This is a genomic window from Nonomuraea sp. KM88, from assembly GCF_052245635.1.
GTDB lineage: Bacteria > Actinomycetota > Actinomycetes > Streptosporangiales > Streptosporangiaceae > Nonomuraea.
The window spans coordinates 76,529-88,629 of the sequence record NZ_JBQQCC010000029.1 but is presented as its reverse complement, the minus strand read 5'-3'; the positions used below and the strand labels follow the sequence as shown (position 1 = coordinate 88,629).

12 protein-coding genes and 1 pseudogene are annotated in these 12,101 nt (G+C 72.8%); 9 read left to right on the top strand and 4 right to left on the bottom strand.

From position 1 onward, the window contains the following. Positions 1-152 precede the first annotated feature (152 nt). Positions 153-935 carry an FAD-dependent oxidoreductase gene (locus ACTWPV_RS46330; RefSeq protein ID WP_443156709.1) on the top strand — a complete coding sequence of 261 codons (783 nt, stop codon included), beginning with the start codon at positions 153-155 and terminating at the stop codon, positions 933-935. Between the two features lie 6 nt (positions 936-941). On the opposite strand, the gene ACTWPV_RS46325 is transcribed toward ACTWPV_RS46330, so the two are convergent. The 4 genes and pseudogenes from ACTWPV_RS46325 to ACTWPV_RS46310 all read right to left on the bottom strand — a co-directional run bounded on the left by ACTWPV_RS46325 (position 942) and on the right by ACTWPV_RS46310 (position 3,332). Next, entirely contained in the window at positions 942-1,538 is a 597-nt protein-coding gene (locus ACTWPV_RS46325) for an FAD-dependent oxidoreductase (RefSeq protein ID WP_443156708.1), read from the bottom strand. Next, entirely contained in the window at positions 1,478-1,747 is a 270-nt protein-coding gene (locus tag ACTWPV_RS46320) for a hypothetical protein (RefSeq protein ID WP_443156713.1), read from the bottom strand. The genes ACTWPV_RS46325 and ACTWPV_RS46320 overlap by 61 nt, the downstream gene beginning before the upstream one ends. A 17-nt stretch (positions 1,748-1,764) precedes the next feature. Beyond that, positions 1,765-1,953 (bottom strand): annotated as a pseudogene (locus tag ACTWPV_RS46315) (FAD-dependent oxidoreductase); the annotation flags it as partial. After that, positions 1,950-3,332, bottom strand: coding sequence for an amidohydrolase family protein (locus ACTWPV_RS46310; RefSeq protein ID WP_347649359.1), 1,383 nt, complete (start codon positions 3,330-3,332; stop codon positions 1,950-1,952). The gene ACTWPV_RS46310 and the pseudogene ACTWPV_RS46315, both read right to left, overlap by 4 nt. Before the next feature lie 59 nt (positions 3,333-3,391). On the opposite strand from ACTWPV_RS46310, the gene ACTWPV_RS46305 reads away from it, so the two are divergent. The 8 genes from ACTWPV_RS46305 to ACTWPV_RS46270 all read left to right on the top strand — a co-directional run bounded on the left by ACTWPV_RS46305 (position 3,392) and on the right by ACTWPV_RS46270 (position 12,096). Then, entirely contained in the window at positions 3,392-3,979 is a 588-nt protein-coding gene (locus ACTWPV_RS46305) for a TetR/AcrR family transcriptional regulator (protein WP_347649358.1), read from the top strand. A 372-nt stretch (positions 3,980-4,351) separates the two neighbouring features. Then, positions 4,352-4,864 carry a flavin reductase family protein gene (locus ACTWPV_RS46300; RefSeq protein ID WP_443156707.1) on the top strand — a complete coding sequence of 171 codons (513 nt, stop codon included), beginning with the start codon at positions 4,352-4,354 and terminating at the stop codon, positions 4,862-4,864. A 106-nt stretch (positions 4,865-4,970) separates the two neighbouring features. Beyond that, a complete protein-coding gene (locus ACTWPV_RS46295; protein WP_443156706.1) occupies positions 4,971-6,290 on the top strand; it encodes an NtaA/DmoA family FMN-dependent monooxygenase in 1,320 nt (439 codons plus the stop codon). Continuing rightward, on the top strand, positions 6,287-7,453 hold the full coding sequence (locus ACTWPV_RS46290; protein WP_443156705.1) for an LLM class flavin-dependent oxidoreductase: 1,167 nt from the start codon (positions 6,287-6,289) through the stop codon (positions 7,451-7,453). The genes ACTWPV_RS46295 and ACTWPV_RS46290 overlap by 4 nt, the downstream gene beginning before the upstream one ends. Beyond that, complete coding sequence (locus ACTWPV_RS46285) at positions 7,450-8,484, top strand: LLM class flavin-dependent oxidoreductase (RefSeq protein ID WP_443156704.1); 1,035 nt, start codon at positions 7,450-7,452, stop codon at positions 8,482-8,484. Before ACTWPV_RS46290 ends, ACTWPV_RS46285 begins: the two co-directional genes overlap by 4 nt. Then, complete coding sequence (locus ACTWPV_RS46280; protein ID WP_443156703.1) at positions 8,481-9,602, top strand: LLM class flavin-dependent oxidoreductase; 1,122 nt, start codon at positions 8,481-8,483, stop codon at positions 9,600-9,602. The genes ACTWPV_RS46285 and ACTWPV_RS46280 overlap by 4 nt, the downstream gene beginning before the upstream one ends. Further along, a complete protein-coding gene (locus ACTWPV_RS46275) occupies positions 9,599-11,194 on the top strand; it encodes an ABC transporter substrate-binding protein (protein ID WP_443156702.1) in 1,596 nt (531 codons plus the stop codon). Before ACTWPV_RS46280 ends, ACTWPV_RS46275 begins: the two co-directional genes overlap by 4 nt. After that, the gene (locus ACTWPV_RS46270) at positions 11,191-12,096 is read left to right on the top strand and encodes an ABC transporter permease (protein ID WP_443156701.1); all 906 of its coding nucleotides are present in this window, start codon (positions 11,191-11,193) and stop codon (positions 12,094-12,096) included. Before ACTWPV_RS46275 ends, ACTWPV_RS46270 begins: the two co-directional genes overlap by 4 nt. Positions 12,097-12,101: the final 5 nt, after the last annotated feature.

Here is a 12,101-nt window from a genome sequence, read left to right as displayed (position 1 = left end):
GGCCCGGGCCACGCGAAGATCCTTCACCACAGCCAGCGCCAACTCCGGCCTCCTCGTCTTCGCCATCTATGCAAGACGAACAACGAGGACGATAGACCTTCAGAATCCCTGAAGTCTCATCATTCTCAAAAGAATCAGGGATCCCAGAAGGTATGCCCAGGTCCTGCGGCTATGACCATGCTGAACTACTCAACGAACTCCGGGGTTATTACACAGTCGGCGCGGAGGCCGCCGCCGTGGCCGCCGGTCTCGGCGTGCACGTGACCATGGTCGAGCCCGGCCCCGCGCCGATGGCCGGCGTGCTCGGGGCCGAGCTGGGCGGGATGCTGGCCGAGGTGCACGCGGAGCGCGGCGTGCACGTCCGCTGCGGCACCGCGATCGCGGCCCTGACCGGTTCCGCCGCGGGGGAGGTGACGGGCGCGGCGCTCACCGACGGCACGCACGTCGCCGCGGACGCCGTCCTGGTCGGCGTCGGCACCGTTCCGGCGACGGCGTGGCTGTCCGGCAGCACCATCCCCCTGAGCAGCGGCGTGGTGGAGTGCGACGCGTACGGTCAGGCGATCCCCGCCGTGTACGCGGCCGGAGACGTCTGCGCCTGGCACCATCCGCGCTACGCCGGACGTATCCGCGTCGAGCACCGTACGAGCGCCGCCGAACAGGGCGCCCTGGCCGCCGCCAACCTGCTGGCCGCCCCGGACGCCCGCCGCCCGCTGACCGGCATCCCGTACTTCTGGTCCGACCAGTACGACCCGAAGATCCAGGCGTTCGGCCTGGTCAGCGCCGGATGCGAGGTGGAGGTCGTGCACGGCGGCACGGCCGAGCGCCGCCTGGTGGCCGCCTATTCCCGCGAGGGCCGCCCCGTGGGCCTCGTCGGCATCGGCATGCCCCGGCAACTGCGCGCCTGCCGCACCCTGCTCGCGTCCGGCGCGGCGTGATCCCGATCAGGCGGACGGCAGCCCGGGCGCGCCGGTGCGAGCCGGGGTGCGGGTGGTGCAGGACACCATCAGGGCCACCCGCCGCCGGATCGCTGGTACGAGCCCGGCCAGCGCGAATGCCGACGTCCGCAGCACGTGAACGGCCACGGTGTCGAGGGTGACCAGCCGCATGATGCGGTCGGTGAAGGCGACGACCTGCCGGGCCGCGGCCATCCGGCGGCGCCGGTAGCCGGCCAGCGCGGTGGCCGCGTCCTCGCCCCGGTGGATCGTGGCCAGGGTGGCGGCCAGGTCGTGGGCGTCCTGGATGCCGGTGTTCATGCCCATTCCGCCCGCCGGGCTGTGCACGTGCGCCGCGTCGCCGGCCAGGGCTGCCCGGCCGCGGCCGAAGTCGTCGGCGATGCCGTGGTGCAGCAGGACCCCGGCGCTCTTGTGCACGGTGGTGATCGTGGCCCGCGGCAGGCCCCGCTGCCGCAGGTGGCCCTGCACCTCGGCGCGCGAGGGCGGATCGGAGCGCCGGCCGCCGGGGGAGCGTACGGAGATGATCAGACGCCACCGGCCGCCGGGCAGCGGGGCCAGGAACAGCAGGCCGTGCCGGCTGGGCATGATGTGGGCCAGGCCGGGCCGTCCTGGCGGGCGCCGGTCACGCGGTGGCCGGACAAGGGGGTATGTCCCAGCTCGGCGAGGCGAGCGTACAGCTCGGCCTCCGTGGTGGCCTGCGGCACGAGCAGCACGTACGGGAATCGCGAGGGCACCTCGCCCAGCGGGATGCGCATGAGCGCGCGCCCGCGTACCGCGATGCGGAAGTCGCGCACCAGCGTGCCTTCCCGCAGCAGGTCGCCGCCACGTCCAGCTCGTCGAGCACCTCCAGCGCGCCCGCGTGCACGACCAGGCCGCGCGACTCCGTCACCGGCCCGTGGCCCGCGTCCAGCAGCACGAAGGGCACTTCCGCGCGCGCCAGTCCGATGGCGGTGACCAGCCCGGCGGGGCCGGCGCCCACGACGCACACGAACGTGTTCATCGCGCGTCCACGAGCGCGTTCACCTCGCGTGCGGTCGCGTCCGCGTCGGTCCGCGTCGCGCGGCCGTCCTCCACCACCACGGCGCCGTTGACCAGGACCAGCGAGGCGGCGTCGCTCAGGCCGGTGAACAGCAGCGCGGCCAGCGGATCGTGCACGCCGGCGCGGTCGACGGAGGTCAGGTCCCAGCAGGAGACGTCGGCGGCCCGGCCCACGGCGAGCGAGCCGAGGTCGGGGCGGCCGAGGCAGGCGGCGGAGCCGCGCGTGGCCATCGCCAGCAGCTCTCTCACGGTGGGCCATTCCTCGGGACCGGTACGCGGAGCGCGGTGGGCGAGGGCGGCGACGCGCAGGTCGCCCAGGAGGTTGGAGCCGTCGTTCGTCATCGATCCCGTCGTGCCGAATCCGAGGGTGACGCCCTCGTCGAGGTAGCGGCGTACGGGGGCCAGGCCCCAGCCGAGTTTGAGGTCGGCGGCCGGGATGTGGGCCACGCCGATGCCCGCCGCCGCGTACTCGGCGATCTCCTCCGGCGGCGGCGTGACCGCGTGGGCGACCCACAGCCGGTCGTTGGCGAAGCCGTGCTCGGCCAGGATCCGCCAGGGTGACGAGCCGAACCTGGCCTGGGCGAAGCGGGTGTCCTCGTGGTGGTGCAGGTGGGTGTGGAGCCGGACGCCCGGGTGCGCCGCCGCGAGCGCGGCGAACGCCTCGAAGATCTCCGGTACGTCCGACACCACGCCGGAGGGGGCGAGCACGATCCGCGTCATCGCGTACGGCTCGGGGTCGTGGTGGGCGGCGATGAGGTGTTCGGCGTGCCGCACGATGGCGTCGACCGGTTCGGCGAAGACGTCGTCGACCATGCCGCCGCGGGCCTTGGAGAAGGTCACGCTGCCGCGTCCCGCGTGCAGGCGCACGCCGACCTCGGTGGCGGCTTCGATGGTGGCCTCGACGTACGGTTCCGGGTCGTCGCCCGGGAAGATCGTGTGCTGGTCGGCGACGGTGGTCACGCCGCCGAGCACGGACTCGGTGAGCGCGGCGCGGGCGGTCGCGCCAACGGCGCCGGCGTCGAACCTGCCCTCTTTCCAGCGCCGGAGCACCAGCTCGTTCTGCAGGCCGAGGAAGCGCGGCATGCCGGAGCGCTCCAGCGCGGGAAGGGTGCGCATCGAGGCCTGGTACAGGTGCTGGTGGGCGTTGATGAGCCCGGGGAGCGCGAGCAGCCCGGTGCCGTCGATGACCCGGTCGACGCCGTCGGCGGGCAGGCCGTGGCCGATGGCGGCGATCCTGGGCCCGTCGATGAGGATGTCGGCGCCGGTCAGTTCGCGGTCTTCGGCGTCGAAGGTGGCCACGTACGCGAGGCCCCTGAGGAGAACCTTCACGATCACTCCCATGCTGTAAACGTATGTTTGCAAACGATCGTATGCATACGAGCGCTGATATTGTCAACGCCATGGACGACGACGGGACCTGGACGCCGGTGGCGCGCTTCAGCGAACGCTCGGCACCGACCCGGCGGGCGATCCTGGAGGCGGCGCGGGCCAGGTTCGCCAAGGACGGCTACGAGAAGACCACGATCAGGGGCATCGCGGCCGACGCCGGGGTGACCGCCGCGATGGTGGTGCGCTACTACGGCAGCAAGGCCGACCTGTTCGCGCTGACCACGCAGGCCGGCTTCGCCGCGCTCGACCTGACCGGCGTGCCGCGCGGGGAGATCGGCCGCCGCTTCGCCCGCGCCGCGCTGGAGCCGTGGGAGCGCGGCGGCAACGAGGCCATGGCCGCGCTGCACCGCGCCGCGATGACCCGCGACGACGCCGCCGAGGCCGTGCAGCGGCTGGTCGACCGCCAGGTGCTACCCGCACTGAAGGCCGCCAGGCCCGACGACCCGGCCATCGAGGTGAAGGCGGGCCTGGTGCACGGGCAGGGCCTCGGCGTGATCGTCGGCCGCTACCTGCTCCGCCTGGAGCCGCTGGCCTCCATGGACTTCGAGGACCTCGTCGCCGCGGTCGGCGACAACGTGCAGCGCTACCTCGACGCATAGGGGCCGCACCGGGATTTCCGGCAAAGCTAGTAGGAAATGTTGACTTATCCGGAATGTCGGCTTAGCGTCATCAACATGAGGCAGGATCCCCTCCTGACCAAGCGCCCCCACGTGGACTTCGGCCACGTCGCCAGCGCCCAGTGTCGTTGATCACGGATATGTAGCCGCGGGCCCCGCCGCCCGCCTTCTTCGTGCCGCCGGCGTGGCCGACGACGCCCACGCCCTCGCCGACCATGACGACCCCGCGCCCCGGACCGACCGCCGGGGCGCCGCGTGAGCATGCCTTCTCCCCGTGAGGAACCCTCTCGTGATCAATCCATCACCGACATCAGGCCACCCCAGCGACCGCGCGTACCGGACGGAGCCACTCGCATGACCGACACCCTGCCCGACCGCGCCCTGGCCGCCGACCGGTTCCGGCAGGCGCTCGCCGTGCACGCCGCCGGCGTCGTGATCATCACCGCGCAGAACGACGGTGTCCCCGCCGGGCTCACCGCCACCTCCTTCTCCTCCGTCAGCCTCGACCCGCCCCTGGTCTCCTTCTACGTGGACCGCTCCTCCACCACCTGGCCGCAGCTCGGCGCCGCCGACCACTTCGCGGTCAACATCCTGGCCAGCGACCAGGCCGGCCTGGCCGCCCGCTTCGCCCGCAAGAACATCGACCGTTTCGCCGCCCCCACCCGCTGGCGGCCGGGACCGCTGGGCGCCCCGCTGCTGCACGACGTCTCCGCACACCTCATCTGCCTGCCCTACGAGCGGGTCGAGGTCGGCGACCATCTCCTGGTCGTCGGCCTGGTCGCGGAGGCCGGCGTGCGGCACGCGGGCCGCCCGCTCCTCTACCACCAGGGCCGCTTCGGCCGCTTCCTGGCCCACCCCGACTCCTGAACCCGGAGCTGCTCGTGTCCACACCCACACCGGCCACGGAACCGTACGCGACTCCTGCCGACGCCGGGCCCGGCCGCCGCGGCGACGTCCAGCACGGGAGCGGCCGATGAGCCGCAGGCGCATCCACCTGGCGGCTCATTTCCCCGGCGTGAACAACACCACCGTCTGGGCCGACCCGCGCTCCGGCAGCCAGATCGACTTCGCCTCGTTCGCCCACCTGGCCCGGACGGCCGAGCGCGGCAAGCTCGACTTCTTCTTTCTCGCCGAAGGGCTGCGGCTGCGCGAGCTCAAGGGCCGCATCCACGACCTCGACGTGGTGGGCAGGCCCGAGTCGCTCACCGTGCTCAGCGCCCTGGCCGCGGTGACGGACCGGCTCGGCCTGGCCGGCACCGTGAACGCCACCTTCAACGAGCCGTACGAGCTGGCCCGGCGGCTGTCCACGCTCGACCATCTGAGCGAGGGCCGGGCCGCGTGGAACGTGGTGACCACGTCCGACGCGTTCACCGGCGAGAACTTCCGGCGCGGCGGCTATCTCGACCGGGCCGACCGGTACCGGCGGGCCGAGGAGTTCGTGAGCCTGGCACGAGAGTTGTGGGACTCGTGGCGGCCGGACGCGATCGCCGCCGACCCGGACACGGGCACGTTCGTCCGGCCCGGCGCCATCGGGACGGTCGAGCACCGGGGGCCGTTCTTCACGGTCGGGGGCCGGTTCACGCTGCCCCGCAGCCCGCAGGGCCGCCCGGTCATCATCCAGGCCGGCGACTCGGGCGAGGGGCGCGAGTTCGCCGCGGCCCACGCCGATGTGATCTTCTCCCCGCACGGGCGGCTGGAGGACGGCAAGCGGTTCTACGCCGACGTCAAGAGCCGTCTGGCCAGGTACGGCCGGGAGCCGCAGCAGCTCAAGATCATGCCTGGGGTGACGTTCGCGCTGGGAGACACCGAGGAGGAGGCCGCGGAGAACGCAGCTCGCATCCGCCGTCAGCAGGTCGGGCCGCAGACGGCGATCGCGTTCCTGGAGCAGGTGTGGGGTCGTGACATGTCGGCCTACGACCCGGAAGGTCCGCTGCCGGACGTCGAGCCGGACCTGTCAGAGGGCGTCTCGCGGGGACGGGTGCCGATCAAGGACCGCGCCGCCGTGGCCGCCAAGTGGCGGGCCCTGGCCGGGGAGAAGGGCCTGACGATCCGGGAACTCGTCATCGAGGTGACCGGCCGCCAGACGTTCGTCGGCACCCCCGAGAGCGTGGCCCGGCAGATCGACGAGCACGTGCAGGCGGACGCCGCCGACGGGTTCATCCTCGTCCCGCACCTGACGCCCGGCGGGCTGGACGAGTTCGTGGACCGGGTGGTGCCGCTGCTGCAGGAACGGGGCGCTTTCCGCGCCGACTACACCGGTTCCACCCTGCGAGAACACCTGGAGCTCACATGACGCTGCACCTGGCCGCGGCGCTCGACGCCGGAGGCTGGCACCCCGCCGCCTGGCGCGAGACGCCGGCGGACGTCTTCTCGGCGCGCCACTGGGCGGGGCTCGTGGCCGAGGCCGAACGGGGGCTGCTCGACTTCGTGACCATCGAGGACGCGCTCGGCCTGCAGTCCACGCTGCCCGACGGCCAGGACGAGCGGACCGACCAGGTGCGCGGGCGGTTCGACGCGGTGCTGCTCGCGGCCCGGCTGGCGCCGCTGACCAGCCGGATCGGGCTGGTGCCGACGGCCACGACCACGCACACCGAGCCGTTCCACGTGGCCATCGGCATCGCCACGCTCGACCACGTCAGCGGTGGCCGCGCGGGGTGGCGGCCGCAGATCTCCGCCCGAGCCTCTGAGGCGCGCCACTTCGGCCGCCGGGACTTCCCGGCTCTCGACCTGGTGCTGAACCGGCCCGGCGGCGTCGACCTGTCCGCCGACCCGCACGTGCGCGACCTGTTCGCCGAGGCCGCCGACGCCGTGGAGGTGGCGCGGCGGCTCTGGGACAGCTGGGAGGACGACGCCGAGATCCGCGACGTGGCCACCGGCCGCTTCATCGACCGGGACAAGCTCCATCCCATCGACTTCGCCGGGCGGTTCTTCTCGGTGAAGGGCCCGTCGATCACGCCGCGCCCGCCGCAGGGCCGGCCGGTGGTGACCGCGCTCGCGCACGCGAGCCTGCCGTACGCGTTCGCCGCGAGCTCCGCCGACGTCGTGTACGTCACGCCGCACTCGGCCGATCAGGCCCGTGCCGTCGTCGAGGAGGTCAGGTCGTTGTCCGGCGAGCTGAAGATCTTCGCCGACCTGGTCGTCTTCCTGGGCGAGCGCGCGGCCCGGCGCAAGGCGCGCCTCGACGAGCTGGACGGGGCCGAGCTCACCTCCGACGCCGCCGTCTTCACCGGCACCGCGGCGGAGCTGGCCGACACGCTGCTGGAGTGGCGGCGGGCCGGGATCCAGGGATTCCGGCTGCGGCCCGGCGCGATCCCGTACGACCTGGAGCAGATCGCGCGCGGGCTGACCGCCGAGCTGCGCGGGCGCGGCGCCTTCCGGCACGCGTACGAGGCCGCCACGCTCCGGGGGCTGCTCGGCCTGCCGCGCCCCGCCAGCCGCTACGCGGAGGTGTCATGAAATTTCTGGCCATCACGTTGATCACGCACACCGACGACCGATCGCCCACCGAACGTTTCCGCGAGGTCGTCGAGAACGCCGTCATGGCCGAGGAACTCGGCTTCGACGGGTTCGGCGTGGGCGAACGGCACGAGCGGCCGTTCATCTCCTCCTCGCCGCCGGTCGTGCTCGGCCACATCGCGGCGAAGACGTCCAGGATCCGGCTGTTCACCGCGGTCACCACGCTCAGCCTGCTCGACCCGGTCCGGGCGTACGAGGACTACGCCACCCTCGACCACCTGTCGGAAGGCCGCCTCGAGCTGATCGTCGGAAAGGGCAACGGGGCCGCGCAGGCCCAGCTGTTCCACGTCACGGCCGAGGACCAGTGGGAGCGCAACCGGGAGTCGTACGAGCTGTTCCGCCGCCTCTGGCGGGAGGACAGGGTCACCTGGGAGGGCCGCTTCCGGCCGCCGCTGACCGACGCCGAGACCTGGCCGCGCCCGCTGCAGCGGCCGATCAGGGTCTGGCACGGCAGCGCCACCAGCAAGCAGTCGGTGGAGCTGGCCGCGCGCCACGGCGACCCGCTGTTCTCCGCCAACGTCACCAACCCCATCGACCCCTACGCCGAGCTGATCGACCACTACCGCGAGCGCTGGGCGCAGCACGGCCACGACCCGGCGGACGCGCTGGTCGGCGCCGGGACCGCGGGCTACTACGCCGCCGGGACCTCGCAGGAGGCCATCGCCACCTACCGGCCGATCTTCGAGGCCCGCGTGGCGTTCCAGCGCCGGCTCGGGCTGCCGATCGTCTTCCCCACCCTGGAGGACGCCATCGAGCGCAGCTCCATCCTGGTCGGCAGCCCGCAGCAGATCGTCGACAAGGTGCTGCGCTATCACAAGCGCTTCGGCCACGAGGTCATGCACCTGCACGCCGACGCGGACGGGCTCACCGCGAAGCAGCACCGGGACGCGATGGAGTTGTTCCAGGCCGAGATCGCGCCCGTGCTGCGCGCGGAGATTCCCAGCAGACCGTTCCCCGGAGGTGCCGCGTGACGTTGTCCATTCTCGATCTCGCCCCGATCGTTTCGGGAGGAACGGCGTCCGACGCGCTGCGCAACACCCTCGACCTCGCCCGGCGGGCCGAGGCGTACGGCTACCGCCGCTACTGGCTGGCCGAGCACCACTTCGCGCCCGGCGTCGCGAGCTCCGCCCCGGCCGTGCTGACCGCGCTGGTGGCGGCGGCGACCTCCACGATCCGGGTGGGGTCGGGAGCCGTGCAACTCGGGCACCAGACGCCCCTTTCGGTGGTCGAGCAGTTCGGACTGATCGACGCGCTCCATCCGGGCCGGATCGATCTCGGCATCGGCCGGTCCGGGCAGCGCCGCGCCGAGCCCGCCACCGAGCCCGCCACCGAGCCCGCCACCGAGCCCGCCACCAAGGCCGGGCCTCCGGCGCGGACGGACGCCAGGATCGTGGACGGGCTGCTGATCCCGCCGCCCTTCGACTTCTCGCGCCTCGCCGGGCATCCCCACCTGGTTCACTACGCCACGCTGCTCCAGCAGCCCGGCGCCCGGACGCCCGACTTCGCCGACCAGATCGACGACGTGCTCGCCTTCGTCAACGGCACCCACGAGGCGCACGCCGTCCCCGGCGAGGGCGCCGGCGTGCAGGTGTGGATCCTCGGCAGCAGCGGCGGGCAGAGCGCCCAGGTCGCGGGGGAGCGGGGGCTGCCGTTCGCCGCCAACTACCACGTCAGCCCGTCCAACGTGCTGGAGGCCGTCGACGCCTACCGAAGCGCTTTCAAACCGCCGGGCGAGCCGTACGTGATCGTCTCGGCGGACGTGGTCGTCGCCGACGACGAGTCCGCGGCCCGCGCGGCTGCCAAGGGCTACGACCTCTGGGTCCGCAGCATCAGGACGGGGGCCGGCGCGATGGCGTACCCCACGGCCGCGCAGGCCGACGCCCACGTCTGGACCGACGCCGACCGGGAGCTGGTCAAGGACCGCGTCGACACCCGGTTCGTCGGCTCGCCCGAGCAGGTCGTGGAGCGGCTGCGCGTGCTGCGCCGCGTGACAGGGGCCGACGAGCTGCTCATCACCACCATCACCCACGATCACGCCGACCGCGTGCGCTCGTACGAGCTGCTCGCCGAAGCCTGGGACCGCCCGTGAAGCGCCTCGCCCCCGTCCTCCTGCTGGCCGTCGCCGCGTGCGGCGCCCAGCCCGCCCAGACCGCCCGGACCACCACGCTGACCTGGGCCATCGAGACCCAGCCGATGACGTTGAACCCGCAGTTGTGGTCGCAGAACAAGGTACGGCTGCTGGTGTTCAACCAGTTCGACGCGCTGCTGTCGAAGGCCGAGGACGGATCGTTCGGTCCGTGGCTGGCCACGGCGTGGCAGGTGTCGGACGACGGCCTGACCTACACGCTCGACCTGCGCGACGACGTCACGTTCCACGACGGCGTGAAGTTCGACGCCGCAGCGGTCAAGGCCAACCTCGAGCAGTTCCTGGTGCCCGGCTACAACCCGTCGGTGGCCGCGATCCAGCTCGCGGCCTTCGACAGGGCCGAGGTCGTGTCCCCCTACCAGGTGAAGATCACCCTGAAGGAGCCGGACGCGCTGTTCCTCGACTTCCTCTCCTCGCCGTACGCCGGGCAGGTCTCGCCGAAGTCGCTGAAGAGTGCCGGGGACCTCAAATTCGGCGGGCCCGACCTGGTCGGCACCGGGCCGTTCATCCTCGACCGGTACGTCCAGGGCCAGGAGATCCACTACCGCCGCAACCCCGCCTACGCGTGGCCGCCCGCCGGAGCCGCCCACCAGGGCCCCGCCCACCTGTCCGAGATCACCTACCGGTTCCTGCCCGAGGCCGCGGTCAGGGTCGGCGCGCTCACCTCCGGCCAGGTGCACGTCATCGAGGGCGTCCCGGCCACGGAGGTCGCCCTCATCGAGAAGGACCCGACGCTCACCCTGCGGACGGCGCTCAACTCCGGCACCGCCTACTCCTACTACTTCAACACCTCCCACGCCCCCTTCGACGACCAGCGGGTACGCGAGGCGTTCCGCGAGGCCGTGGACGTCGACGCGGTGCTGCGATCCGTCTACCGGGACACCGCCACCAGGGCGTGGAGCGTCGTCGGCAAGCGCAGCCCCTTCTACGATGCGACGCTGGAGAAGACCTTCGGCGGCGACGTCACCAGGGCCAACGCCCTGCTCGACGCGGCCGGCTGGAAGGAGCGCGACGCCGAGGGGTTCCGGGTCAAGGACGGCAGGCGGCTCACTGTGCGCGAGGTCGCCTCGGCGCCGTACGTGCGCGACCGCCGCGACGTCCTCTCCCAAGCCGTCCAGGCCCAGGTCAAGCAGAACGCCGGCATCGACTTCCAGGTCAGGATCGTGGACCAGGGCAGCGCGCAGAAGGCTCTGGACGACAACGCGTACGAGCTGTTCGGCAACTCGCGCGGCGACTCCGACGCAGGCGCCGCGCTCAACCTCATCCTGCCGGAGAAGGCGGCCATCAACCGCACCCACTTCGCCGCCCCCGACGTGGACACCTGGCTCGCCACCGCCTCGGACACCTCCGACCAGGCCGAACGCCGGGAGCTCTACGCCAAGGTGCAGCGGGCGGCCGTGGCGGAGCACGCCATCGTGTTCCCGCTGTACGTGCCGGCCGACCAGATCGCCGCGCGGAAGAGCGTCCAGGGCCTCGGCTTCGACCCGGCCTCCGGCACCCCGGCCGGCGCGTACGACGTGCGGATCGGCACATGATCAAGCGACTCGGCACCGGGCTGGCGGTGCTCTGGGCCGCCGCCACCGCTGCCTACGTGGCGCTGCTGCTGGCGCCTGGCGACACGGTGGACATCCTGGTCGGCGACGGCCCGGACACGCCGGAGATCAGGGCCCGGATCGTCGCGGAGTGGGGGCTCGACCGGCCGGAGGTCGTACAGTACCTGTCCTACCTGTGGCGGCTGCTCCACGGCGACCTCGGCCGCTCGTACCAGCTGCAGCGGGGTGTCGGCGAGATCCTGGCGACCCAGATCGGGCCGACCGCGCAGCTCACGCTCGCGGCGGCGGCCACCGGCGTGACCCTTGCGGTCGTCATCGCGATCGTCACTGCCGGTCGCGGGCGGTGGCTGCGCGGCGCGGCGTCGGCGGCCGAACTGGTGTCGGTGTCCGTGCCGCCGTTCCTCATCGGGATCGTGTTGTTGTCGGTGTTCTCGTTCACGCTCGGCTGGTTCCCGGTCTCGGGGGCGCAGGGGCCCTCCGCGCTGGTGCTGCCGGCGCTCGCGCTCGGCCTGCCCCTCGCGGGCGTGCTCGGCCAGGTGCTGCGCGGCGGGCTGGAGCGGGCGCTGGAACAGCCGTTCGCGGTGACGGCCAGGGCGCGCGGGCTCACCGAACGCGCTCTGGTCGCCCGGCACGCGCTGCGCCACGCGCTCATCCCGGCCGTGACGCTGGCCGGGTGGTTCACCGGGGCGCTGCTGGGCGGCACGGTGATCACCGAGGTGCTGTTCGGGCGGCCAGGGCTCGGCCAGGTGGCCATGCAGGCCGTGACCGGCAGGGACATGCCCGTGGTCATGGCCGTCGTGCTGCTGTCGGCCGTCGTGTACGTCACCGTCAGCACGCTGCTCGACCTGGCCTACCGGGCCATCGACCCGCGGATCAGGGGCTGATCCGG

Bases quoted from the DNA above. Each gene is read 5' to 3' on its own strand.
- ACTWPV_RS46330 (WP_443156709.1), top strand. From the start codon at position 153: ATGCCCAGGTCCTGCGGCTATGACCATGCTGAACTACTCAACGAACTC.
- ACTWPV_RS46325 (WP_443156708.1), bottom strand. From the start codon at position 1,538: ATGCCCAGCCGGCACGGCCTGCTGTTCCTGGCCCCGCTGCCCGGCGGC.
- ACTWPV_RS46310 (WP_347649359.1), bottom strand. From the start codon at position 3,332: ATGGGAGTGATCGTGAAGGTTCTCCTCAGGGGCCTCGCGTACGTGGCC.
- ACTWPV_RS46305 (WP_347649358.1), top strand. From the start codon at position 3,392: ATGGACGACGACGGGACCTGGACGCCGGTGGCGCGCTTCAGCGAACGC.
- ACTWPV_RS46300 (WP_443156707.1), top strand. From the start codon at position 4,352: ATGACCGACACCCTGCCCGACCGCGCCCTGGCCGCCGACCGGTTCCGG.
- ACTWPV_RS46295 (WP_443156706.1), top strand. From the start codon at position 4,971: ATGAGCCGCAGGCGCATCCACCTGGCGGCTCATTTCCCCGGCGTGAAC.
- ACTWPV_RS46290 (WP_443156705.1), top strand. From the start codon at position 6,287: ATGACGCTGCACCTGGCCGCGGCGCTCGACGCCGGAGGCTGGCACCCC.
- ACTWPV_RS46285 (WP_443156704.1), top strand. From the start codon at position 7,450: ATGAAATTTCTGGCCATCACGTTGATCACGCACACCGACGACCGATCG.
- ACTWPV_RS46270 (WP_443156701.1), top strand. From the start codon at position 11,191: ATGATCAAGCGACTCGGCACCGGGCTGGCGGTGCTCTGGGCCGCCGCC.